This window comes from Streptomyces sp. NPDC056222, assembly GCF_042264065.1.
GTDB lineage: Bacteria > Actinomycetota > Actinomycetes > Streptomycetales > Streptomycetaceae > Streptomyces.
The window spans coordinates 49,981-72,059 of record NZ_JBHJTL010000037.1 but is presented as its reverse complement, the minus strand read 5'-3'; the positions used below and the strand labels follow the sequence as shown (position 1 = coordinate 72,059).

Below are 22,079 nucleotides of genomic sequence, written 5' to 3'. Positions count from 1 at the left end.
CCGTGGAGCGGGTCTGCCTTACTCGATGATCGTGCTGAACAGGGCCAGCGCGCCTCCCGCAGCGACGCCCGCGGCGATGAGGGCGTCGGGAACGCGGTGCGTGCTCAGGTAGGTCAGACCTCCGGCCACCGCGGCAACCAACAGGCTGAGCACGAAGATCAGAGCGGCGCGGAGCGAGAGCAGGGCTTGATTGCGCGGGCCGGTCATGGTGGTGGGTCCCTTCAGTTCGGCCGGAGCGGGCAGATCCGGCGGAGCACGGTGCTTCGCTCGCCCGTGATCGGAACGGCGCGCGATGCGGTCTGGAGCCAGACTGGACTTGGGCGTTCGCAAAACAGAGGGGTGGTTTTTGCGACCGGTGACTGTCCGGTTCTCACGCGCCGGGCTCCGACCGTCGGGTCGGCCGCTACAGTGCGGGACATGGGGGTGGTACGCGTGCGGGTCGCCGTGGTGGACGAGCGCGAGGACGTCCTGGACGGCCGTGTCGGCTGGCTCCGCACTGCCGGACACACCGCTGTGGGCTACAGCTTCGAGGCCGCATTCGAGGAGACGGACTGGCACCGGTTCGACACTGTCGTACTGGACGGCCGGGACGACCGGGAGTACCCGGTGCTGATGGGCCATGGTGAACTGCCCGATCGCTTCCTCGGACCCAGGGTCGCACAGCGCATCCGTGAACTGGCGGGCAGGGAGCGGCCCGTGATCATCCTGGTGAGCTCGTACGCGCGCACGCATCCCGAACTCTCCTTGCGGTGCCAGGAGGCTGGTGTCGACTACGCCTTCGACTACCTCGACGTGCCGTCCTCGGCGCACTTCGTTCGCGCGGTGGAGTCGCCACTGGACATGGGCCCCCGTAAGCCGGTCGACTGGCGTGTCGTCGGATTCGTCGCGCCACCGCGGATCGGGGACGCGCTCGCCGCCGCGGAGGACAGCAGGGCCACTCCTCCTCTGGTGTCGGACGGGGCCTCGGCCGTGGGCGTGTCGCCCTACGAACGCCGGCGCCTGCGCGAGACGCTGGGCGGCCTCCTGCCAGTCCTGGTGTTCCGTACGGGCGAGCGGCGGCGGCTCGCGCACGGGAAGGAATTGCGGCCCCTTCTGCGGCGCTTGCTCGGACTCAGAGTGACGGACGATCCTCACGGCGCCGCTGACAACGGCCAGTGAGCGGCATGTGCGAACTCGCGAACGGAGGTCGGAGCCTCATCCGGGGCAGCGGCGATCGATGGTCGCGTTCGGTCTGCCGAAATGGCATGCCGTCGCCGAGTCAGCCACGTCATAGTGGCCCTCATGGGTGTTCTCGGCTGGGTGGGACGTGCCTTCTCCCGGGTCTACTGGCGGGAGGAGCCCCTTGTCGACCGGATCCGGCCGCATCTGCCGGTGGGGGGCAGCGTCATCGACGTCGGGGCAGGAGGATGTCGCATCGCGGAGCTCCTGGGGGCCGACGGACGGTTCTCGGTGACAGCGGTCGACGTCGTCGACCACAACGTCACCGAGGTGCCGATGCAGCTGTACGACGGGGAAAGACTGCCGTTCCCCGACAAGTCGTTCGACGCGGCGCTGCTCGTGTTCGTGCTGCACCACGCCGAGCACCCCGAGGCTCTCGTGCGCGAGGTCCTACGGGTGACCAGGTCGACGGTTGTCGTCATCGAGGACGCACCCGAAACACGTGCGGAACGATGGTGCTGGCGGGCTTGGGACTACGTGCTGAACCACGCCGCGCACGACGACATCGGGGTCGCGCATCACGCGCGGAATGTCGGACAGTGGGTCGTGTTCCTCCAGTCCTGCGGAGCCGCTCCCTCATCGGCCCGTCGTTTCCGGGCCCTTTACCCGGTCCTGCGCTCCTATCCGCACGTCGTGCTGCCCGTGTCCATCGACGCCACGACGAGCGGATGAGGTGAACGGCGGGCCGCGACACTCGCTCCGCCGATTGCCGGCGGGCCCCCGCTCCGGCCTCCCCGCTCGAGTTCAGATCAGCCGGGCGGTTCTCAGCACACGCATCGCCTCCTCGGTGCCCCGCTCCCTCGCGGCTTCCACAGAGGTCCGAATCGCCCGCTGCCGATACTCCGCCGCCTCGGGCGCGCGGGTCATCGCCATCATCATCCGCGCGAGCCCGGCGCTGTCCAGCTTCCGTCGAGGCACGGCGGTGGGTCCGACGCCGAGCAAGGCGAGCCGACGGGCGTAGTAGTGCTGGTCGAACTGGTGCGGGACGGCGGTGGAGGGGACGCCCGAGCGCAGCGCGGTCGTCGTGGTGCCGGCCCCGCCGTGGTGAACGACTCCAGCGGTACGGGGCAGCAGCCACGCGTGCGGTGCTTCGTCCACTACGTAGGCCGTCGCGCCGACACGGCCCGGCGCCATGTCGGAGCCACGCGGCACGGTGGTGACCAGGCGGACCCCCGCAGCTGCGGCGGCTTCGACGAACAGCGGGATGTCGGAGACCAGTCCGACGCTGCCGAAGCTCGCGAAGACGGGGGCGGGACCCTCGTCGAGGAACCTCGTAAGGCCGTCGGGCATGTCCTGGTCGTCGGGTGCGGGCGGGTGCCATGGTCCGGTCAACCGCACCCTGGGACCCCAGTCCGTGGCCGCGGGGACGAGGAGGGGGCTCGCGGCGAGCAGGATGGGAACGTCGGGGGGAACGAGGAAGGAGCGTTCGGTGCGCCGCCCGGCCAGGCCCAGTTCACGCCGCGCGGCGGCGCCGCCCGATCGGGACCACCAGACGCCTGCCGCCCACGCCAGGGTGCCTCCTGCCCGGTTGAGGACACTGGTGTGCGCGGGCCTGAGCGGTTCGATGAGGCTGGGCCCCTCACGCGTGGGCAGGCACGGGGCGAACAGCGCCACGGCGATGCGGCATCCGAGTGCAGCGCGGAGCGCCAGCGCCGTGTCGAGGGTCAGGATTCCACTGATGACCGTGTCGGTGGGGCGGACCCGGTGCGTCACTGATCGCGCGATGTCAGTCGCGACACCCCGTAACCACAGGCCCACGCCTGCCACGGCCACGAACGGATGGCGGTGCGCGTGTCGCATCGCCCAGTCCACTTGCCGGGACCCCCGCCCCATGCGGGGGAGGCTCGCCCGCATGGACGCGAAGTCGATGCCCGCGCGGCCGACGAGGTCCCGGAAGTCGTCCAGCGCGTGGATGGTCACGTCGTAGCCGTCCTGACGCAGCGCCCTGGCAAGTGCGATGCACGGCTCGACATCCCCTCGGGATCCGAGGGCGAGAATCACCACGCGGCCCATGAGTGAACTCCTAACCTAGGCGGCATGCACCACGCTCTGATGGCACAGGGCTTCGAGGGAGGACCGTGCCTCCGCGAGCAGTTGGGTGGGAACCGCCACGTCGTGCTCGTCTTCCGCACGGCCCACCATGACTGCCGCATCGGCGATCTGACGCTGTAACAGGTCGATCTCCTCCTTGAAGCAACGGGCCTTGATGTCCTCGGCGGTGGCCTGGAGCTGTCCCACCCACCGGTCGTGGAGACGCAGGCCCAGGTCCCTGTTCCTGTTGTCGAAGGCTAGGACCGCCATGACCACGCTGGCGGGAATGATCAGGGTGCCGATGACCGACCGGAGGGGTGGAGCGCCGTACGGATTCATCTGGACGGCGACGAACGTCCAGGCCAGACAGAACGCGATGGTCCACCGGCGCAGGCGGGGCGGCAGCTCGGGCCAGATGATGCCGACCATGTAGAGCGTGCCCGTTAGCCCGATGATCGCGGGAACGATGATCCGGCCGTCCGCGAGCCTCCAGTGGACGGGCAGCACGGCCGTCATTCCCAGGACGAGGAGGGCGGGAAGCAGTGTGGTGATCCAGAGCGCGCGCATCCCCGCCCCAAGGCCCTTCTCCCGTCTGCGTCTTCTCCGTCGCTCGGCCGCGAGGCCCAGCGCAGCGGTGGTCGCCATGGTGAGAAGGACAGGAGCCAGGGGCAGATCCGCGTAGATTGGGTTGACGAGGGCAAGCAGGGAACCGGAGCCGAAGATCACGGCCGCAGGCACGAGCGCCAGCTTGCGTCCTTTTGCCGGAGGGACATGCAGCGTCCGGCCGCCCACGGAGAGCCGGGCCTCGCCGGTGACGGGGTCGCTGAAGAGAACCTCCGCCCGATGCTGCCCCGTCAGGTCCAGGGCGGTGAGCTGGGCCGTCAACGCCTCGGCCTGGGCGGGGGTCAGTACTTGGAGGCGTTGCTCCCTGTCCATCGTGAAGTGCAGATGCTCCGCAACGGCGGGTCGTCCGCGGCGTTGCGCCGCCGCCGTCTCCAGGAGGATGTCCGCCAGGTACCTGGCCTGTTCCCGGGTTCTGTCGGAGAGGTACTGCTGTTCGCAGCGGAACTCGTGGTGGGCTCGACGCGCCGTGTCCCCCACCATCACCTCAAGCTGGAACCAGGTCCGGTTGAGCGACTCCACCACAGCTCCGCCACGGCCGAGGAGCAGTTCGTTGCGCGTCTGCAGGGCGACCATGTTTCGGAACGCCTCACGCTCCGCCAGGAATCGTCTCTGGTGCTGCCGTCCGGCGAGTTCGGTCACTGCGAACGCGGCGGCCCCGATGACCAGCATCCACACGCCGTAGAAGACAAGTTCGAACACGTACGGGTCGGCGCCGGCCGCGACACGGGTGAGATACATGACGCCGTCCACCGTGCCGACGTACAGCGCACCGAGCGGCAGTCCCCGTACGGCGATGAGCTCGATGGCGGTCGGGACCAGGAAGATGAGCACCCCGGAGTACGGCCACGTCGGAGGCACGGCGAGCGCTCCCAGGCACGCGTAGAGCAGGTCGAGCGGAACACGCGCCTTCATGAGGTCACGCCCAGAACGGTGCAGTCGCCAGGCGACTCCCGCGTCGACCGCTGCGGCAAGAAGGGTGATCGCGAGGATGAGTGGGCGGTCCTTGACCCAGCCCTCCGCGGAGACGATGTTGAAGACGTAGAGAGGTGCCCGCAGACTCACGAAGAGAGCGGCCCTCGCGCTGGAGAACGTCATGCGCCCCAGATGATCCCTCGCCAGCTCCGCCATCGCCGCCCACCGAGCACGCGCGGACGGGGCTCCGTTGCACCGCCGCATGGAGCGAACCATCATGTCCCACGGAGAACACCCAAGGACAGTGGTATACGGATTAGGGGTCTCCTTCACAGGATTGTTGGCTTTCACCCCACAAAGCGCCTCGGATCGCCATAGTCTGCCTCGATGCCAGCACTGGTTGTAGTGAACCCCCACGCGACGGGCGTCGACCGCGCCCGGCGCGACTGTCTCCTCGGCACATTGCGCGGAGTCACGCGTACCGAGACTGCGGAGACCACCGGCCGTGGCCATGCCGTCGCACTCGCCAGGGACGCGATGCGCGGGCGGGAGGTGGACGTTGTGGTCGCGCTGGGCGGCGACGGCACAGTGAACGAGGTCGCGAACGGCCTTCTCGCCGACGGGGTCCACGGTCGCATCCCGGCCCTGGGCGTCGTACCGGGCGGTGCGACGAACGTCTTCGCCCGCTGCCTAGGTCTTCCGCGAGACTTCCGGGCCGCGACCGACGTCCTGCGGTGCCATCTGCACACCGCGCGGTACCGCACGATCGGGGTCGGCAGTGTCGACGAGCGGTACTTCCTCTTCGCCGCGGGAGTGGGCCCGGATGCCGCGATCGTCACGGACGTGGAGGAACAACGTGCACGGGGGCGCCGGTCGAGCCTCTCGCGCACCGCGGGCACGGCGGCACGCCGTCTCCTCGCGCCCTCATCACCCCGCCTGCAGCTGCATCGGCCGGGCTTCCCGCCGTACGACGGCCTACGGTGGCTGATCGTCTCGAACAACGATCCCTGGACCTATGTGGGCCACCGGCCGCTGCGTGCCACGCCTCACGCGTCCTTCGACACACGGCTCGACCTCTGCGCTCGCCGGACGACGAACCCACTCGCCTTGATCCGCTCGGTCGCCCGAATGGCCGGCCGGACACCGCACAAGCCCTGCCCCGGTGAGCTCCTCGCTCATGACATCGACCGGTTCACCGTCCAGTCCGACCGGCCCGTGCCCGTACACGTCGACGGGGATCCGCTGGGATACCACGTCCGCCTGCGGTTCACGTCTGTGTCTGGCGCGCTGCGCGTCCTGGCTCCCTCACCTCTCGCCCAGGAGGAACCCACGTGACGTTCTCGTACCGTCTCGCTCTGACCGCGGCCCGAGTCGTGGTGGAAGGGCGCGGACCAGTGAGTGTCGACGGGGCGGACCACATCCCGCGCTCCGGACCCACCATGATCATCGCCAATCATGACACGCCCCTCGACGCCCTCGTGGTCGGCGTCGCGGCACGCCGGCGCCGGCAGGTCCGGTTCCTCGCCAAGCGGTCCCTGTGGGAACGGCCGCCTCTCGGCGCCGTGCTCGACCGTCTCCAGCAGATCCCCATCGAACGCGGACGGGAGAGCGGTGGCCTGGACGCAGCGGTGGAGGCGCTCCGGGTCGGCCACTGCGTCTGCGTGTTTCCCGAGGGGACTCTTTCCCGGGGGAGGACATTACGCGTGCGCAGTGGCGCCGCCCGCCTGCTCACAGCGGTGCCCGAGACCCAGCTCATCGGGTGCGCTGTCACTGGTGCCGGGGCCCTCATGTCGCTTCGGCACCGACCACGAGTGCGGGTCGTCTTCCTCCCTCACTCGCGCGAACCCTTGCCGGTCAGCTACGAGGTCAGCGTCGAGTCGGTCGAGAGCTCGATGCGCGCCATTCGCGCGATCGCGCCGCCCTCGCCATGAGCCGCGCCATGGCGGCACGCACCTCATAGGTGGATGTACAGATCTCCGCCTGCACCACGTCTGGAGCCGAGCCCCGGTCCAGGAGCTTCTGTCAGCGCCGACGTACGCGCCGGCGAAGGGTTGGACTACGCCCACGACGTGCAGGAAGCCGCTCTGCTCGGCCGAGCGGGCGCCTAGGTAGTCCGCATGGAAGGACACCGCTTCCGACCGCAGGTCCGACACTCCGAGCCCATCGAGCACGACCCCGAGGCGCCGCCCCACCCCAGGGCGTCTCGGGCACCGTCCACCCCAACGTCCAGCGAGAGCGAGGCTCACGACACCTACCGTCCCGGCGACTCCTCCGCCGGCGACCCCGCCACCCACGCTGCCGACCTGAAGGCCGGTGACCAGATCCCCGTCCTCGGCGGCGCCGCCGTCCGCACCGTGCTGGACGCCGTCCACGACACCGCCTCAGGCTCCATCCTCCTGCACCTGGTCTTGGCGAGCGGACCGGACACGGTCCAACTCCCCTCGGCCACCGGGGTCGACGCCAGCCGGCCGCAGCCCGAGGCGGAACAGGACGTCGACGAGGGAAAGGACGTCACGGACGGTCGCGCTAACGGTCACCGAGGAGGTCACTTACGAATGTGAGGCCGAGCTGGAGCTGCTCGCTCGCCCTTACGAATGTGAGGCCGAGCTGGAGCCGCCCGCTCGCGTCGTCGCCGACTCCGAGAGGCTGCGCGACCATCTCGCCGAGAACGAAGAAGTCTGGCTCGACCACCTCAACCCCTGGCCCTCTGCATCAGCGTCGACGAGCGCAGCCTGGACAACTCGCGTCAGCTGGGAAGTCGACCTGGACGCGGCTGACCCGGTCGACGCTGCTCGCAAGGCACTCGCCATCCAGCGCAACGCTGCATCCTGGGCTACGGTCTTCACCGTCCACTGCGACACCTCGACGGCCACGGTTGACTTGGACCCCGACGATCCCGACCCGTCCGGCGATGAGGTCTCCCGCCTCGTTGGCGCCGCCTGACAGTCCTCTCCACGCCCCGGCACGGAGGGTGCGCACGAGCGCGGTGGGCCCAGCCGGGTGAAGGTTTCCCCGGCCGGGCGTGAACCCGCGGCCGTCAGAACCGGCGGATCACCCGCAGCGAGGCGGTGTACAGATCACCCTTGACGCCTTCGGCGGGAACCGACTGCTTGCCGTTGAGGATCGACTTCGCTCCGAGATCCGCCAGGGTCGGCCCGTTCGGCGTCCTGCGACTGGAGACGAAGCGCAGACCGCCGTGCTGGTCCTGCCCGACGTAGATGCCGGTGTGATCGATTACCCCGTCGGTGGTCTCGGGGTCGTCGGGCTCGGCGTCGGTGGCGTCGAAGAAGACCACGTCACCGATCCGCAGCGGGGCGAGCGACGGTGCCGCGCCGGTGGCCTGCGACACCACCACGCCGGGGCCGGAGGCGGACTGGTTCTTCGAGGTGCGGGGCAGGTTGCGACCGTCGAAGTTCTTGGAGCCGACCATCGGGATGCCCAGGTGGTGGCCGTAGACCATCCGAACGAAGCCCGAGCAGTCGAGGTGTCCCTTGAACTGCGTCTCCGCGACCACGCTCTCGCCGCTCGCGGGGAAGGTCCAGTCGAGCCCCATGTACTCGTGGAAGTCGGCGCCGACGTAGCGCAGCCCGGCGGCGTCCGGCTCGCTGTACCCGGATGTGCCTAGCACGTTGGCGCCCTGGAGCGCGGGGTCGGTCACGGCGGGGGCGAAGGGCCGGAACATCGAGGCGTACGCGAGGGCGTCGGGGGAGGTGTCGCCCGCCCAGGCGCGGATCTGCTGCTCCAGGGCGGGGGTCCAGCTGCCGTCGAAGGGCGCGGGCAGCACCCGTACCCAGGTGTCGTGGCTGATCACCGGCGGGTCGGTCCACTCGGCCGAGACCACGTCGAAGTCGTAGACGCGGGCCTCCAGGGGCACCGTGGCGCCGGAGGAGGCCAGCGCCCGGACCCCGACGGTGCCGGAGCCGAAGACCTTGGCCGGGTCCTTCTCCGGGTCGCGCAGGCTGTGGTGCCAGGTTGTCGGCTCCGCCGCGCTGTGCGACCAGGCGCGGGCGCGCAGCACGTCACCGGTCTTCTCCACCCGGACCCACCAGTGGTCGAAGGCCGCGAAGCCGGTGCCGACCGTGACGGCCGAACTCAACGTGCTGGTGGCATTGGCCAGTTCCTTCTCCATCAGGAGCTGGACCTCGCCGGCGGGGGTGATGTTCAGCCGGGCCCGGTAGTGGTTGTTGACGTCCGTGGCCGCGAAGGTGAGGGCGAGCGAGACGGGTGCGCCGGTGGGCACCTTGTCGAAGGAGAAACGGGCGCGTGCGTCGACGTCCCCCACGGCCTTGTCGGGGAGCAGGGCGTGGCGGCTGGAGTTGGCGGCGGTGAGCCGGATGGCGGCCCGGCCGCCTTCCAGGAAGTAGTCCGCGTCGGCGCCGTTGTGGGTGGACCACTTACCGCCGCCGGGGGAGGAGCCCCAGCCGGTCTGGCCGGCGGGCAGGGTCCGGGAGAAGGCGTCGGAGAATGGTTTCTTCTGCTCGGTGAACCAGCGCTTCGGTCCGCGGAGGGTGACCGTCCTTGCGCCGGTGGTGAGGGTGGCGAGCACCCCCCGGTCGTCGGACACCTCCAGGAGCACGGAGGTGCCGGTGAGCGTACGGGTGGTCAGCGCCCCGGCCGGGTGGGCGCCGAAGTGCCACGGGTCGCTCGGGTCGAGCACCATCGGGAGCCGCCCGCCCGGCACCGTCGGCACGGCGGCCGTCGTGGCCGTCGTGGCGGCTGTGGTCGTCGTGGTCGTCGTGGTCGTCGTGGCCGGCGTGGCCGCGCCGGCGGACGAGGCGAGCGGCAACGAGCTGCCCGCCGCCACCCCCACCAGGGCGGCGAGAGCCGATCTGCGGCTCGGCGTGGACATGGATGCGGACATGCGGGTGCCCCCTGTGGCAGGACAGATGATCAGACGAGGGGACCCTACCGGCGTCTTCCGCTCAGCCGTCGACTCGGCCCGCGCAGACGCTCCACCGCCACCTCCAGGACCGCGGTCCGCTTGCAGAGGGCGGCCCACACGGCCGCTTGGCCCCGCCGATTCGGCTGTCGCGCCGGCTGCGACCTGCCACGGAAGCGGATGTGAGGGCAGGCCGGCCGGGTTCCGGCGCGGCAACGAGTCTGCGAGCAGCCGCAGGTCTATCTCTTGACGGAGACAACCGACTCATCGGGAGTGAGCCATGGGCCTCATCCAAATCGAGCTGTTCGCGACCCTCGACCTCGTCGGGCAGGCGCCCGGCGGCCCCGACGAGGACCCGGTGGGGTTCCCGTTCGGCGGATGGCAGGCACCCCTGCTGGACGAGGTCGCCCTGGCGCAGGTCGGTGCCGCGTACGAGGGCACGGACGCCCTCCTGCTCGGCAGGCGGACGTACGACATCTTCGCCGCCTACTGGCCTCACCAGCAGGGCGGCGAGGACAACGAGATCGCCACGCTCTTCAACAGCGTCCCCAAGTACGTGGCCTCTCGCGGCAGGCCCGACCTCTCATGGGCCGGGTCCACGCACCTCGGTCCGGACCTGCACGAAGCAGTGCGCGAGATCCGTGACCGCCACGAGCACGTGAAGGTCGTCGGGAGCCTGAATCTCGTACAGAGCCTCCTGCGCGAGAAGCTCTTCGACCGTCTCGATCTCTGGCTGCACCCGATCGTGCTCGGCGTCGGGAAGAAGGTGTTCGAGGGCGGTGCTGTGCCCACCAACCTCACGCTCCTCGAACCCCCGGCGGCCGGCCCGAAGGGCGCGGTGTACCTGCGCTACGGGCTCGCCGGCGGCACGCCCGCCACGGGAGACATGAGCGCACCCGATCGCGGTGCCGGCAGCGAGAAGCGACCGTAGCGAGGACCGAACCCACCCTGTGCCTTCGGGTCCGGGCGGGGATCAGGCCGGGCGCGGAAGGTACGCGAGGCCGTGCGCGCCGGGTTCGCCGACCTTGGCGATGTCCAGCCGGGGCCAGGCGCTCCAGCGTCGCCAGGTCGACGATGTCGACGGTGGACGAGGCGACGCAGGACACATACGCGAGCCGGCCGTCGGGGGACGAGGTGATGGTCAGGGGGAAGAGGCCGACCTCGAGGTCACCCAGCTGCTTGCGGGTGTCGGCACAGAACACGGCGAGGCGGCCCGGTGCGTGGCGTCCGAGTCGGGAGACTGGGTCGGGCGCCATGCGCACTTCGCCCGCGAGCAGCCTGCCCGCCGAGGTCAAGTGGACCGGCAGGACGATGTCCTCTGTGGGCAGGGTGTCGACGACGGCCGCTGCCAAGGTGTCGATGACCCGGATTCCGGTGGGCGGCCGCGCATCGGCGGTGCCGGAGAAGTTGCCGTAGGGCGCGGCGACGAAGGCGTGCGTGCCGTCGGCGGAGACGGCGAGGCCCTCACTGCCCGGTACCTGGACCTTCGCGGTGAGCCTGCCCCGTTCGAGGTCGACGACCGAGACGAATGGCGCTTCCTTGTTGGTGGCGTAGCCCGTCCGCCCCGCCGGATCGATGGCGAACCAGTGCGGGCCGGGCGCGTCCGAGTTGATCCTGCGCAGAGGCCGGCGGGTCTCCGTGTCGATCACCACGACACAGCCGGGCCGGTCGTCCGTACTCTCCACACTGATGTAGAGGCGACCGCGCACCGGGTCCAGCGCCAGTCCGTGCTGGCAGGTGATCTTTGATGCCCGGATCGTCGGAGATGCCGCACCAGAGCGTATGACCTGGCGCATTGGCCGGTCCGAGTGCTCGGCTTTGACCGCGTTGCGCACTCCCTGGTCGGCGCTGAGCTCAGTTCGGGCGGGGCTGGCTCGGGTGGTCGGCGAGAAGCCGCCTGTCAGGGCCGCAAGCCGGCCCGCCTGAGTGCGATCTCGCAGAGGTCGGTGATGACGTCCCGGTCCCCCTGGCGCCACGCGTCGGCGAAGCCACCCGGAGGGGCCGGGAGCGCGGCGACGTCGCCCGGCGGTCCGGTGAGAGCACGCAGTGCGAGCAGATCAGCGCCTCCGGGGGCATCGAGAAGGCGTCGAATGGTTGCGCTGCGCCGGATCCAGAGCAGACGTGGCGGGAGCCACACCAGCAGTACGAAGGCCACGGGAATGACGATCAGAGCCGTGGCGGTGAAGGTGGCCACGCGGCTGACCGTTTCCTGGAGCGATTCTCCGGCTTCGGCAAACCCGGTGCTGGCGTCGGCCGCGGACTGGAGCGGTTTCCGCAAGAGGCCGCCGACAAATGGCACGTTTGACGCCGCATCACTGGCGTTGCCGAGTTCAGTGGCCAGGCTGTCGCCCGAGCTTTCGACTTTCCGCCCCGGCTCGGCCAGAAGCATGATCGTTTCGCGGACGGTGAGAGCGCCCCATACAGCAGCGGCGATCAGAAGTACGGCGATCAGGTCTGCGAGCACCTGAAGGTTCCGGCGTGCTGGTGTCTGAGCGTAGAGGCGCATCGGCGGGGCTCCCGTTCGGGCCATGGTGGCGAGGAGGATCGACCAGCGCTGGGCGCGGATCGGCCGGCCGACCGTACGTCGGTCTCGACTCTTGCACCTCTCTCCACAAGAAACCGGCCGTGACACGGCGCCTGGCCAGCCCTCGGTGAATGAGGCTCAGAGGACCGTCCGTGGTCAGCACGAGCATGATGGAGCCCCACCCGTTCGCCCGAGCGTTCGAGGCGGTCGCACTCTCGCCGCCTACGCCGGAGCGGGTGCAGGACCTGATTTCCCGCGCCCGTTGGAGACAGTCCAAGGAGAACGGCTTGCCGCTGGATCAGCAGGACTCGTCCAGCTTGGCCGAGTGACCGCGACGCGGAGAGTGTCCGTGGTACCGGGCTCCGGGTCCTGGCGGAGGCCCGCCCTCCCGACCGCCCTGCGAAGCCTTCTTGAGGGTCACTCACTTCCGCTGCGCACATGCACGGCTGGCGATGTGGTGGCTTTAGTGCTTGATGGAGAACCTCGGAATCGCAGGCCAGAGGGCATCTGGGATGGGCTGGGCATGCGTTACCCGTTCCCTGAGCGCGTCGCCGTGGCGGCGACGTCCTGCCAGAACGTCCGTGCCTGTTGCTTGTCGGTCCGCAGCGCGCTCGCGGCGATCGACTCCAGGGTGCGGACCCTCTTCGCCCTCCTGGAGGCGGCGGGCGCGGTCCGGGCCTTCCCGGCTGGCCGTCGCGATCACCGGGATGCCGTCCGACCGCTCGTCGTCCAGCCTCATCCGCACGGCTGCGTGATGTTGAACAGCCGCGGGTCCGACTTGTCGGCAGCGAGCAGACGTATCGCCTCGGCGGGAAGCACGTAGGTGTCCTCGCCATAGGTCTGGATCTCAACGCCGCCGCTCGCGCCCTCGGGACGCTGCACGGTCACGATGTCGTTCTTGCCGGGCAGACCGGTGTAGTGGATCGCCTGCAGCATCATCTGCTTGAGACGAATTCGAACCTCGTTCTGAAACGATCAGTAAGTGGTCTACACGGAATCCGCCATTCCATACAGCGCTCGTGTGGGGCGGGTAATCGCCATGACATCAACCGCCAGGACCGGCAGGTATGTCGACCCGGGGCGGGCCAGGCGGATCGGCGCGCTCGGCGCACGCAGGACGCCACGACGGCGAGCCGGCTTCGTGCGGACTTCGGCGCCCCTTCGTGGCTGACGTCTTCGCCTTCAGCTGCCTTGCCCTCGGCCTGCTCGTCACCAGCGTCCAGGCGGTCTTCCCACAGGACTCCGAGCACCGACTGGCCTGGTGGAGGCGCCCGCTGGAACCACCAGAAGCCTGAAGTTCCCCAGGACTGCTCACGTTCCCCACTTGGTTGCGAGTTGAACGGAGGGGTCAGGTTCGTCCGCCAGCTGAGGGTTTGGGCGGCTTCTCCTCATCAAGGGAGCCTGCGGTGTCATGCCTCTGAGCGGCATTGCCTCTCTACCGCTCGGCGGTGCCGTCCTCACTGTCAATCCCGTAGATCCGCTCTTGAAGGCGTTCACCAGCCCACTCCAGCCCGACGCCCAGGTCGAACCAGTGCCGATCCTTCCGCGCTGCGGGCCCCGAGAGGTTCACCGCCGCCCAGGAGAACCCCCCAGGAGGACGGAGCGCCCGTGCTGCGTTGTCCGCACGGACAACGCAAACGGTACGGCGAGTGCCGCGCGGGTCACCTGGATGACCTGTTCGTCCTCAGAACGTGGACGGCCGCCCGTGAGGAACCGGGGCGTTTCAAGGACCTTCACCCACTCGACCACCGCGTCTGCCACCTGGGCGCGCAGGGACTCCTCGATGCCTTCCCGGACGGCCCTCGCGGGATCATCTCCGAGCCAGCCAAGCCAGTGATCAGGGTCAGTGAGCTTGCTGAAGTCGTCCTGTGGCACCCCGTGACGGGGATTCTGCTGGTACTCACCTGTCAGTTTCCCGCTGCCGTCCACCACCCACGCACCGCGGATGGCCTCGGGAGGTACGTAGCCGTTCGGGTCGTCGATATACGTCGGGTCGATCTCGGCGACGCTGCCACCGGGGTTCTCAGCAGCCGCAGCCAGCAGCCCCGGCTCGTTCGGTATGCCCTTACGTCGGCTTCGACCCAAAAGTCCCACGTCCCACCCCCACTGTTGCCTGCCTCGTTGACTCCGATTGTGCCGCAGCGGTCAGGACCGCATGAGGGGGTGTGTGGCGGCGACGGGCGGGTGGGGAAATTCAACGAGCTTCATCACATGTCCGCTTTGCCAAGACCAGCCGCGTCCTCGCGGACCTCCGGCGGCCACACGGACCGCACCAGGGCAGGTCCCTGATCATCACCAGCAACCGGGTGCCCAGCGACTGGTATCCCCTCTTCCCCAACCCCGTCGTCGCCGAGTCGCTCCTGGACCGGCTGATCAACACGAGCCACCAGGCCATCATGAACGGCGCTACCGCCCGAACAAGCGCCCCATGAACCTGACCGCCAAGCCTGCCAAGCCCACGATCACCTAGTACCGCGTCCCGGAGGGCCAGGCCGGCGGGAATGCCGGTCCGGGATGAGAACGTTTCCCGCATGGCTGACATAGACGAAGCACAAGCCGACGCCGAGCATGCCGTCATCGCTCACTATCGACTGGCCGATGACGGCCTCGGCGAGTCAAGCCAACGGGAGATCGTCCGCCATGCCCAGTCCCTACTGGCTGAGGCGATCGAGAAAGCCGACGTCGGCGAGTTCGACGGAAACGAGTACGGAGGGGGCGAGGTGGTCCTCTACGCCTACGGACCGGACGCCGATGCACTCTTCGCTGTCATGGCACCCATCCTGAACGACTTGCCGTTCCGGCCGGCGCACGTCGTCTTGCGCTACGGCTCCGTCGATGACCCATCGGCTGCCGAGCATCGCGTCGACCTCTGACGAGACGAGTCAGCAGCCCCCAGCCGGACGGGCACCTGGGGAATTACGTGAACTTACCCCTGGGGAATTACGCGAACGTCCGCATTGGGCCGTGTCCGGCTCTTCAGCTCGATCGCGCGGACCCCGTCCAGCCCCAGTGGCACGACGGTCCGTAGGGTGAGCACGCTTCAGGGGCCGCCGAACGTCAGGCCGGCCGCCCTGGGTATCGGTGACGACGATCAGGGGGTGTCCTCTGGATCGCGCCAGGTCCGGCGTGGCGGCAGTTGGATTCGGTTGTAGCCGGGCTGATGGGCTCGGTGAGGATACGTTCATGGATGGTGCAGCAGACGATGTGAATCAGGCGATAGTGGGTGAGTTGCAGCTCATGGATCCGGCTGTCCGGGCCTCGCGGGAACGTGCTGGGCAGCTCCTCGACCCGGAGTTCGTGGAGGTCGGCGGGTCTCGGCGGCGGTGGACGTATGAGGCGATGCTCGCCGAACTGGCCGATCGTCCGGGCAGTTCGGCGGACGCTCCCCGCTTCGAGCCCTCATACATGTCGGGTGTGCTGCTCGGGCCCGGGTCTGGTGCATCTGACGTTCGCGACCATGCTCGGTGAGCGTGGGAGCAGACACTCGTGGGTGCGACGCACTGGGTGTGCCGACGCCGCACGTCCAGGACTTCCTCTACAACAAGACGCCTGATGGCCGTAAGTTCCCCTACCAAGTGAAGCACGCACGGCCGACGGGGCCGGACGACATGCCGCAGACGAATTTCTGCTGAGAGGTGGGTTGATGTCGTGGATCTGAATCCCAGAGGGCTTCCGCAGCTCTTGGAGTGGGTCGTCGAGTCCGACGAGGAATTCCATCTTCAAGGGTTCACGTCCTCCACGGTCTCGGTCGCGGAGGCCATCGCTCTGGCGGCCCTCTACCGGCCCGAATTCGTGGAGTACGAAGGATGCGTATTCCTCGGTTTCAAGTTCGACCGGGGAGGTGTGGACGAGTGGCTCGAGAACCAGTCGGGTGACCGGCGGGCGGTCGAGTCGGTCGTGAACCACGTCCACCTGTGGGACTACTTCCCGCTCACGTCGGACGCGGAGTACGCCGCGCTCGCGTCGTTGGCGGAGGAGATCGCCGCCATGTGGCGGAACGCGGTCCGGGATGCCTTCCCGGGGCGGAAGTTCGAAATCGCGGTGTCGGACGGAACGGGCGACTACGGTCCGACACTGAGGCTCGTCACCCGATGAGTCACCGTTCGACTGGCCCGCAATAGGCGAAGTCCCCTCGGAGGCCACTCCGGGGACTTCGTTCTTCTCCGGCGGGGCGCCTACGACTGCTCGCGCTTCCGATGCCGGAAGCGTCAGCCCGTCTCGACGCAGAACGGGGAAGCCGTGCACGCCATCCCGCCTGGGTCTAGGAATGGTCCTGGGGCCAAGAAGTCGATGGCACCCCTGGAAGGCGTCTCGTGGCTTCGCCGCCCGCGCCCGCGGCTCAGCGCAGGGCGTCCTCGATCCGGCTCCGCACCTCGAGCTGCAGCGAGGCGTCCGCGGCGAGGCGGGTCAGCGCCTCACGGCTGTACGACACGTCGTTCATGAAGATCAGCATCGTCACTGCGTCCTCCGCGGCGGCGTCCCGCTCCACGTATCGCTGCGCCAGGTCCATCGCCCACGGGACGACCTTGGGCCCGTCGAAGCAGCGCCCGACTCGGTCGAGGGCCGCGCCGGCGAGCCACGCGCGGATCCGCGTGACCCACCGCTCGGTGAACCCCTCGGCGGCGACGTCGAGTCCGAGCAGCTCACACTCGCGCCGCAGCTCGGCCATCCGCTCCCGGGTGACCAGGCTCGGGTGCGGCATCACGGATCGCCGCACGAGGTCGACGTCGCACCACTCCGGTCGCTCGGAGTAGTCCACCTCCTCGCCCTCGTCGTCGCGATGCCAGTCGGCCGGCGGTTCCGGCCGGGCCAGCCGTTCGGCGGGCAGCAGCACCTCGAGGACCCGCCGAACGCGGTCTGCGTCCTCGGGCCACTCGACGCCGCCGCCGTGCGGGGAGACGGGCAGTTCCCGCACTGCCTCCGGCAGCAGCGGTTCCTCGCCCTCAAGGGACTCACGGGCGCGCGCTTCGTAGTCCGGTCGGCGCATCCGGATCAGCCACTCGCGTGCCCAGGCCCGGTCGTACTCGTCCACCGACGGGTCCCGCACCAGCCGGAGCAGGACCTCCTCGCCGACCGGACGGCCGAGCGCGTGCAAGAGACTCACCGCGTCCTGCGCCACGAACCGTGCCCGTACGCAACGCTCCGCCAGCTCCGCGGCCTCGGCTCGAATGGCGGCGGCCCCCAGCGCGGCGCCCTCGACCCGTTTCATCAGGGACCACAGCGCTTCGTGCGCGGCGGAGGACAGACGCTCGCGTTTTCGCTGCTGTTCGAACCTCTGCCGGTGTTCCGGCGGAAGCGCTGGCTCCGGCTCGCGCCGAAAACGGTCGTACAGGTCGTACAGCTCGTCCGTCCAGCCATGCTGGGGCGGTGGCAAGACGGCAAGCGCCTCCGCCACCACGTCCAGGTCCGCACGCCCACTCGACACTTGGCTCCCAGCTATTCCATGGCCGTCGCCGGATCTTTCATCCTGCCGGTCATACGGGCCTCGTACTTCTCGACTCGGTCTCGGCGTTCCGCTCGGCGTTCATCTGCTCGCCCAGCATGAAGAAGCCTGGGTCGAGAACTGGGACCCCGCCGACGCCGACGCCGACGCCGACGCCGCCGAGCACGGCGCCTGCCCCTGACCATGGCTGAGGTCGGGCTCCGCGACCCGAACACTGATCCCGACCGTATCCCGCCGACGCCCAGGAGCCGTACACCTTCGGCACCTACACGCTCGGCAAGGGCAAGACCGTCACCGTCCACACCGGCAGGGCACAAACACCTCCGCCCACCGCTACCGGGGCCGTGGCGACCGCAACTGATCCATCGTCATCCGGCAACAGCGGGCTGGTACCCAATCTCTGGTCAGCTCTGGTCAGCTCTGGTCGCACCCGTCTTCGGCTTGATGATCGTCGGCCTGGACGCAACGATCCTGACTGTCGCCCTGCCGACACTGGCCACCGAACTCAAGGCGACCACCACCGAGTTGCAGTGGTTCACCGACGGCTACACCCTCCCCTTCGCCGGTCCCCTGCTGCCGCTCGGCGTACTCGGCGTACTCGGCGACCGCATCGGCCGCCGCCTGGTCCTGATCGGCGGGCTGTTGCTGTTCGGTGTCGGCTCCCTGATGGTCCTGGGAGTCGACAGCCCTGACGGCCTGATCGTCGCCTGCATCGTCATGGGCGCCGGCCCTGCCGCGATCACCCCGCTCGCGCTGTCGATCGTGCCGTTGATGTTCCCGAAGGAGGAGCGCTCCAAGGCCATGGCGATCGCCACCGCGGACTGGTGCTGCTGGGACTGCTGCTCGTGTGGCTGCGCAAGGCTTCCAGCCCGCTGGTGGACCTTGGGTTCTTCTGCAACGCCCGCTACACCCGGCCGAGCGTCGCGATTTCCGCGGTGATGTTCATCCTGTTCGGTGTGCTCTTCGTGGTGCCGCAGTTCCTGCAGCAGGTCCAGGGCAAGGACGCCATGGACACCGGCCTTCATCTGCTGCCGATGACCGGCGCGCTGATCATCGCCGCGGGCATCGGCGGCCGGCTGGTCGGCAATCGGCACCAAGGTCATCGTCGCCACCGGCACGGTGCTCTGGGTCGCCGGTCTCGGCCTGCTGGCCACGGTTGACCCCGACACCGACTTCACCGTCACCGGCACCGCGCCGGCCATCATGGGCCTCGCGCTCGGATTCACCATGCCCACGACGTTGGACGCCCTCCTCAGCTCCCTGCCCGCCGACCAGGTCGGCGGCGGATCCGCGCTGAACAGCATGCGCCAGATCGGTGTCTCGGTCGGCGTTGCCGTCCTCGGCAGTTCGCTGAACTCGGCCCACCGCAACAACGTCGACGACGACATCCCCGGCGCCCTGCCGGAACAGGCCCAAAAGGCGATCCGCGACACCGTGGCAGGCGCCCTGCAGGTCGCGGAGAAACTCCCTGCCGCCCAGGCGGGCGGCATCGCCGACTCCGCACGCGATGCGTTCGTGGCCGGTATGTCGACGGTGTCGCTGATCTGCGCCGGCCTGGCCGCGGTCACCGCGGTGGTGGTGGTCGCGCCGCTGCCCGCCTGCGACAAGATCCCGCTGCGGACTGAACCGCCCGCGTCGAAGGCCAGGGCCGAGAGCGCGACACCGTAAAAGCCCCTGGCCGCCCGGCCCGTGCACGGCGGCTGGCCGGGCACGGTGCGGTAAGCCACGTCCCACTCCGAGACTGCTCTCCCGGATCAAGCTGTATGGGGAAGATCTTCACAGTTCACGCTGATCGCCGTGGCTGCGGTCGGCATCCGAAGCCGTCGGGCGGCGGTTGCTGCACCGTCCCCGGCACTCTCCGGAACCGTGCCGGCACCTCCAGAGCTCTCTGGTGGCTGCTGACGGTCCTGAGCCGCACTGCAGCTCTGCGCTCGCCGTTCTGCTGACGCGCAGAGCCCGACGTAGTGTTGATCGCGGCGCTCGCATCGAGTTCGGTTCCATGGCCGAAGACCGGCCCTGCGCTCTCGACAGGGAGACGTTCCGTTTCTTCGCGTCACGTCACGGCCCGTCGCCCAGAGTGACATCAGTCCGAGTGGGTCACCGAGGGGATCACCATGAAACATCGGATCGCTTCCGTTCTGAGCGCTGCCGCGCTCGCACTCGGAGTGCTGGGTGTCAGCGCACCGTCGGCGAATGCCGCGCCTGGCGACTGCTCGTCCACCTCGTCGGCCTACCGGCCGACCTTGCAGCACGGCAGCACGGGGGCGGCCGTGAAGCAGGCACAGTGCCTGTCGAACGTCTGGGGTGGTGTGCCCAAGCTGACTGTCGACGGTGTCTTCGGCAGCCAGACGCTCACCAAGATCAAGTGGATTCAGGGATGCCACGGCCTCGCCAGGGACGGGGTCATCGACCCCAAGACCTGGAGCGTCCTCTACAACCCTGCCCCTGACTGCTACGACCCCTACCCGGGATGAGGGTCACCCACGGTCCTGCGCGTTTTTGCGTACAGGGCTCAGGGGCCTGCTCCGGACTTCGGGGCGGCGGCGTCGACCTCGCCGACACGATCATCACCGTCCGTAGCCTGATCCGCAGAGCCTGGACCACCCACCGCTGGGACACACGCCCCCGACGCCCACCATGAGCAGCCCCCTGTCCGAGTGGCTGCATAATGGCCAATCAGCCAGTCGGGGGCAAACCGTTTCTTGACGAGACCTCCCGCGTGGGTACGGCGACCAGCGCAGCCGCGGACCGCGAGCAACAGGTCCAACGCTCTCGCTACCTCCGCCGGTGCGCCTCGATAAGGAAGCGCTGCGAGTGAGCCACGAACGGACCATGGTGCTCGATGAAGGAGTGGAGTTCCGCCAGGCGGTCACGGTGGGCGTCCACCGTGAAGCCGGGGACGATCCAGATCACCTTGCGCAGGAAGTGAACCACCGCCGCGATGTCATGGAACTCCATCCGGAGGGCTTCCTGGCGCACGTCGACGACGTCCAGACCCACCGCTTCCGCGGCGGCCACCGCCGCGATCGGGCTCGTACCGGCATAGGTGGTCGTCACAGGCATCGGCCGTGACGTCAGCGGCTGAGGCCCCATCATGAACTCGGTCAATTCCCGCACCGAGCCGGAGCCGACGTGTTGGGCCAGGTACACGCCGTCCGGACGCAGCACCCGTCGTACCTCGTCCCAGCGGGTCACCACGGGGTGCCGACCGACCACCAGGTCGAACGACTCCTCTGCGAACGGCAGGTCGGCCGCGTCCTCGGTCTCGACGACGGCCGCGTCGAACTTCGCCAGGGTGCGGCGGGCGATCGCGATGTTCGGGGGCCAGGACTCCGTCGCCGCCAGCACCGGCGGGGCGACGGGAATCGACGCCAGCACCTCGCCGCCGCCCGTCTGGATGTCGAGTCCGGCTGCGGCCTTCGCCATCCGCTCGGCGAGGAGCCTCGAGTACCCCCACGACGGCCGCTGCTCGCTGGCGCGACCGGCGAACCAGGAGAAGTCCCACCCCGCAGTGGGGACGGCCTCGCCTTCCTCCACGAGCTCTTCGAACACACGCATGGCCCCGAGGATGGCAGGCGAGAGGTGGCGCCCGCATCCGAGTTTCGACGTGAGTCACAGAGCGTCACGACTGCATGATCACGGAGCCTATGACTGCCCTGTCTGCCGGTCGACCTGCCTGCCTGCCGCCTGTCCGCGCGACCTCTTAGTCCGCTGATCCGAGGTCGACCGCGCGTTCTCGGGTTCAGGCTGCCGCCGACGAAGCGCGGGTCGGGCTGCGGGATGGTGTCCCACCTGCCTGGCGCCTTCGTGCCGTCAGGACGGACGGCGTGCCGCTGACGTGGACGTTGGTTCATCCCGGCGCCTGCGGCGTCTTGGGCCGCGATAGCACGCGCCGCGGCCAGGGCGTGGCTGACGAGCGCCGAATGCGTGATCTCCGACCTTGAGAACGGGCGGACGTCCGAACTCCGGCGCCACGAAGAAGTGCTGGGAGCCGAGCTCAAGAGCTCACCACAGCCCTGTAGATGCTTGCCGCGGCGGCCGCGAGCGCTGTCCCGGCGGGCGGCCCGGCAACCGGGTCACCCGGGCCTGTTCGTCCCCGCTCGGTTGCGGTCTGTGTCCCTTCAGTACAGGGTGCGCAGCGACGACACCGGCCGGATGATGGCGGTGTTCTCCTGACGGCGACTGGTCGCGAGCCCGAACCTCAGGAAACCGGCGAGCGCGTTGGCCCGCGCCGCCCAGGGCCAGGTCGGCACCTCGTGGTGCCGGCCCTCGGTGCGTTCCGGTGCGTTCCGGCGCATGCGGGTGGGTGGGCTCCGTGGGTCCCGGCCGGGTCTCGGTGACACCGAGCACCGTCCGGTCGACGTCCCGGGCGGGATGACCCCGCGCGAGGCGTGGGTGGCGGATCCGATACCGCTCGGGGACGTGCCTGAGGAGCAGTTGGCGTGCTT

23 protein-coding genes and 1 pseudogene are annotated in these 22,079 nt (G+C 69.2%); 14 read left to right on the top strand and 10 right to left on the bottom strand.

The window, feature by feature from the left end:
• Nucleotides 1-18: 18 nt before the first annotated feature.
• A complete protein-coding gene (locus tag ACFC0D_RS19385; RefSeq protein WP_376437132.1) occupies nt 19-207 on the bottom strand; it encodes a hypothetical protein in 189 nt (62 codons plus the stop codon).
• 210 nt (nt 208-417) lie between these two features.
• On the opposite strand from ACFC0D_RS19385, the gene ACFC0D_RS19380 reads away from it, so the two are divergent.
• Nucleotides 418-1,158, top strand: a complete 741-nt coding sequence (locus ACFC0D_RS19380) for a hypothetical protein (protein WP_376437129.1) — start codon at nt 418-420, stop codon at nt 1,156-1,158.
• Between the two features lie 123 nt (nt 1,159-1,281).
• Nucleotides 1,282-1,890 carry a class I SAM-dependent methyltransferase gene (locus ACFC0D_RS19375; protein ID WP_376437126.1) on the top strand — a complete coding sequence of 203 codons (609 nt, stop codon included), beginning with the start codon at nt 1,282-1,284 and terminating at the stop codon, nt 1,888-1,890.
• Between the two features lie 72 nt (nt 1,891-1,962).
• Here ACFC0D_RS19375 and ACFC0D_RS19370 read toward each other — a convergent pair whose 3' ends face one another.
• Together ACFC0D_RS19370 and ACFC0D_RS19365 are read right to left on the bottom strand one after the other, a co-directional pair.
• Nucleotides 1,963-3,231: a glycosyltransferase gene (locus tag ACFC0D_RS19370; RefSeq protein ID WP_376437123.1), complete on the bottom strand. Its 1,269-nt coding sequence runs from the start codon at nt 3,229-3,231 to the stop codon at nt 1,963-1,965.
• Between the two features lie 15 nt (nt 3,232-3,246).
• On the bottom strand, nt 3,247-4,968 hold the full coding sequence (locus tag ACFC0D_RS19365; protein WP_376437120.1) for a hypothetical protein: 1,722 nt from the start codon (nt 4,966-4,968) through the stop codon (nt 3,247-3,249).
• A 204-nt stretch (nt 4,969-5,172) separates the two neighbouring features.
• On the opposite strand from ACFC0D_RS19365, the gene ACFC0D_RS19360 reads away from it, so the two are divergent.
• From ACFC0D_RS19360 to ACFC0D_RS19350, 3 genes are all read left to right on the top strand, one after another.
• Complete coding sequence (locus ACFC0D_RS19360; RefSeq protein ID WP_376437118.1) at nt 5,173-6,120, top strand: diacylglycerol/lipid kinase family protein; 948 nt, start codon at nt 5,173-5,175, stop codon at nt 6,118-6,120.
• Entirely contained in the window at nt 6,117-6,716 is a 600-nt protein-coding gene (locus ACFC0D_RS19355) for a lysophospholipid acyltransferase family protein (RefSeq protein ID WP_376437115.1), read from the top strand. Before ACFC0D_RS19360 ends, ACFC0D_RS19355 begins: the two co-directional genes overlap by 4 nt.
• Nucleotides 6,717-6,902: 186 nt before the next feature.
• Nucleotides 6,903-7,346 (top strand): hypothetical protein, encoded by a 444-nt coding sequence (locus ACFC0D_RS19350; RefSeq protein ID WP_376437113.1) that lies wholly within the window; start codon nt 6,903-6,905, stop codon nt 7,344-7,346.
• Nucleotides 7,347-7,822: 476 nt separating this feature from the next.
• Here ACFC0D_RS19350 and ACFC0D_RS19345 read toward each other — a convergent pair whose 3' ends face one another.
• A complete protein-coding gene (locus ACFC0D_RS19345) occupies nt 7,823-9,646 on the bottom strand; it encodes a C40 family peptidase (protein ID WP_376437110.1) in 1,824 nt (607 codons plus the stop codon).
• 298 nt (nt 9,647-9,944) lie between these two features.
• On the opposite strand from ACFC0D_RS19345, the gene ACFC0D_RS19340 reads away from it, so the two are divergent.
• The gene (locus tag ACFC0D_RS19340) at nt 9,945-10,595 is read left to right on the top strand and encodes a dihydrofolate reductase family protein (RefSeq protein WP_376437107.1); all 651 of its coding nucleotides are present in this window, start codon (nt 9,945-9,947) and stop codon (nt 10,593-10,595) included.
• 323 nt (nt 10,596-10,918) lie between these two features.
• Nucleotides 10,919-11,080, top strand: a complete 162-nt coding sequence (locus ACFC0D_RS19335; RefSeq protein WP_376437105.1) for a hypothetical protein — start codon at nt 10,919-10,921, stop codon at nt 11,078-11,080.
• A gap of 484 nt (nt 11,081-11,564) precedes the next feature.
• On the opposite strand, the gene ACFC0D_RS19330 is transcribed toward ACFC0D_RS19335, so the two are convergent.
• The 3 genes from ACFC0D_RS19330 to ACFC0D_RS19320 all read right to left on the bottom strand — a co-directional run bounded on the left by ACFC0D_RS19330 (nt 11,565) and on the right by ACFC0D_RS19320 (nt 14,282).
• Nucleotides 11,565-12,170 (bottom strand): hypothetical protein, encoded by a 606-nt coding sequence (locus tag ACFC0D_RS19330; protein WP_376437102.1) that lies wholly within the window; start codon nt 12,168-12,170, stop codon nt 11,565-11,567.
• Nucleotides 12,171-12,923: 753 nt separating this feature from the next.
• Nucleotides 12,924-13,127, bottom strand: a complete 204-nt coding sequence (locus ACFC0D_RS19325) for a hypothetical protein (protein WP_376437099.1) — start codon at nt 13,125-13,127, stop codon at nt 12,924-12,926.
• A 627-nt stretch (nt 13,128-13,754) separates the two neighbouring features.
• Complete coding sequence (locus ACFC0D_RS19320) at nt 13,755-14,282, bottom strand: hypothetical protein (protein ID WP_376437096.1); 528 nt, start codon at nt 14,280-14,282, stop codon at nt 13,755-13,757.
• Between the two features lie 437 nt (nt 14,283-14,719).
• Here ACFC0D_RS19320 and ACFC0D_RS19315 point away from each other — a divergent pair, with 437 nt between their 5' ends.
• Nucleotides 14,720-15,061 carry a hypothetical protein gene (locus ACFC0D_RS19315; protein WP_376437093.1) on the top strand — a complete coding sequence of 114 codons (342 nt, stop codon included), beginning with the start codon at nt 14,720-14,722 and terminating at the stop codon, nt 15,059-15,061.
• Nucleotides 15,062-15,836: 775 nt separating this feature from the next.
• Nucleotides 15,837-16,283, top strand: coding sequence for a hypothetical protein (locus ACFC0D_RS19310; RefSeq protein WP_376437091.1), 447 nt, complete (start codon nt 15,837-15,839; stop codon nt 16,281-16,283).
• Between the two features lie 244 nt (nt 16,284-16,527).
• Here the strand turns inward: ACFC0D_RS19310 and ACFC0D_RS19305 are convergent, their stop codons facing one another.
• Nucleotides 16,528-17,613 carry a hypothetical protein gene (locus ACFC0D_RS19305; protein WP_376437088.1) on the bottom strand — a complete coding sequence of 362 codons (1,086 nt, stop codon included), beginning with the start codon at nt 17,611-17,613 and terminating at the stop codon, nt 16,528-16,530.
• 462 nt (nt 17,614-18,075) lie between these two features.
• On the opposite strand from ACFC0D_RS19305, the gene ACFC0D_RS19300 reads away from it, so the two are divergent.
• The 5 genes and pseudogenes from ACFC0D_RS19300 to ACFC0D_RS19280 form a co-directional block, all read left to right on the top strand.
• On the top strand, nt 18,076-18,570 hold the full coding sequence (locus ACFC0D_RS19300; protein WP_376437086.1) for an MFS transporter: 495 nt from the start codon (nt 18,076-18,078) through the stop codon (nt 18,568-18,570).
• Complete coding sequence (locus ACFC0D_RS19295; RefSeq protein WP_376437083.1) at nt 18,567-18,791, top strand: hypothetical protein; 225 nt, start codon at nt 18,567-18,569, stop codon at nt 18,789-18,791. Before ACFC0D_RS19300 ends, ACFC0D_RS19295 begins: the two co-directional genes overlap by 4 nt.
• The gene (locus ACFC0D_RS19290; protein ID WP_376437080.1) at nt 18,751-19,299 is read left to right on the top strand and encodes a hypothetical protein; all 549 of its coding nucleotides are present in this window, start codon (nt 18,751-18,753) and stop codon (nt 19,297-19,299) included. The genes ACFC0D_RS19295 and ACFC0D_RS19290 overlap by 41 nt, the downstream gene beginning before the upstream one ends.
• 446 nt (nt 19,300-19,745) lie before the next feature.
• Nucleotides 19,746-20,105, top strand: a complete 360-nt coding sequence (locus ACFC0D_RS19285; protein WP_376437078.1) for a peptidoglycan-binding protein — start codon at nt 19,746-19,748, stop codon at nt 20,103-20,105.
• A gap of 74 nt (nt 20,106-20,179) precedes the next feature.
• Nucleotides 20,180-20,272: pseudogene (locus ACFC0D_RS19280) on the top strand (IS5/IS1182 family transposase); the annotation flags it as partial.
• Between the two features lie 134 nt (nt 20,273-20,406).
• On the opposite strand, the gene ACFC0D_RS19275 reads toward ACFC0D_RS19280, so the two are convergent.
• Together ACFC0D_RS19275 and ACFC0D_RS19270 are read right to left on the bottom strand one after the other, a co-directional pair.
• Nucleotides 20,407-21,189, bottom strand: coding sequence for a class I SAM-dependent methyltransferase (locus ACFC0D_RS19275; RefSeq protein ID WP_376437075.1), 783 nt, complete (start codon nt 21,187-21,189; stop codon nt 20,407-20,409).
• A 563-nt stretch (nt 21,190-21,752) separates the two neighbouring features.
• A complete protein-coding gene (locus ACFC0D_RS19270; RefSeq protein ID WP_376437072.1) occupies nt 21,753-21,929 on the bottom strand; it encodes a hypothetical protein in 177 nt (58 codons plus the stop codon).
• Between the last annotated feature and the right edge of the window lie 150 nt (nt 21,930-22,079).

Bases quoted from the DNA above. Each gene is read 5' to 3' on its own strand.
- ACFC0D_RS19325 (WP_376437099.1), bottom strand. From the start codon at position 13,127: ATGATGCTGCAGGCGATCCACTACACCGGTCTGCCCGGCAAGAACGAC.
- ACFC0D_RS19380 (WP_376437129.1), top strand. From the start codon at position 418: ATGGGGGTGGTACGCGTGCGGGTCGCCGTGGTGGACGAGCGCGAGGAC.
- ACFC0D_RS19275 (WP_376437075.1), bottom strand. From the start codon at position 21,189: ATGCGTGTGTTCGAAGAGCTCGTGGAGGAAGGCGAGGCCGTCCCCACT.
- ACFC0D_RS19345 (WP_376437110.1), bottom strand. From the start codon at position 9,646: ATGTCCGCATCCATGTCCACGCCGAGCCGCAGATCGGCTCTCGCCGCC.
- ACFC0D_RS19335 (WP_376437105.1), top strand. From the start codon at position 10,919: ATGCGCACTTCGCCCGCGAGCAGCCTGCCCGCCGAGGTCAAGTGGACC.
- ACFC0D_RS19350 (WP_376437113.1), top strand. From the start codon at position 6,903: ATGGAAGGACACCGCTTCCGACCGCAGGTCCGACACTCCGAGCCCATC.
- ACFC0D_RS19385 (WP_376437132.1), bottom strand. From the start codon at position 207: ATGACCGGCCCGCGCAATCAAGCCCTGCTCTCGCTCCGCGCCGCTCTG.
- ACFC0D_RS19365 (WP_376437120.1), bottom strand. From the start codon at position 4,968: ATGACGTTCTCCAGCGCGAGGGCCGCTCTCTTCGTGAGTCTGCGGGCA.
- ACFC0D_RS19285 (WP_376437078.1), top strand. From the start codon at position 19,746: ATGAAACATCGGATCGCTTCCGTTCTGAGCGCTGCCGCGCTCGCACTC.
- ACFC0D_RS19300 (WP_376437086.1), top strand. From the start codon at position 18,076: ATGATCGTCGGCCTGGACGCAACGATCCTGACTGTCGCCCTGCCGACA.
- ACFC0D_RS19360 (WP_376437118.1), top strand. From the start codon at position 5,173: ATGCCAGCACTGGTTGTAGTGAACCCCCACGCGACGGGCGTCGACCGC.
- ACFC0D_RS19340 (WP_376437107.1), top strand. From the start codon at position 9,945: ATGGGCCTCATCCAAATCGAGCTGTTCGCGACCCTCGACCTCGTCGGG.
- ACFC0D_RS19375 (WP_376437126.1), top strand. From the start codon at position 1,282: ATGGGTGTTCTCGGCTGGGTGGGACGTGCCTTCTCCCGGGTCTACTGG.
- ACFC0D_RS19330 (WP_376437102.1), bottom strand. From the start codon at position 12,170: ATGCGCCTCTACGCTCAGACACCAGCACGCCGGAACCTTCAGGTGCTC.
- ACFC0D_RS19270 (WP_376437072.1), bottom strand. From the start codon at position 21,929: ATGCGCCGGAACGCACCGGAACGCACCGAGGGCCGGCACCACGAGGTG.
- ACFC0D_RS19370 (WP_376437123.1), bottom strand. From the start codon at position 3,231: ATGGGCCGCGTGGTGATTCTCGCCCTCGGATCCCGAGGGGATGTCGAG.
- ACFC0D_RS19315 (WP_376437093.1), top strand. From the start codon at position 14,720: ATGGCTGACATAGACGAAGCACAAGCCGACGCCGAGCATGCCGTCATC.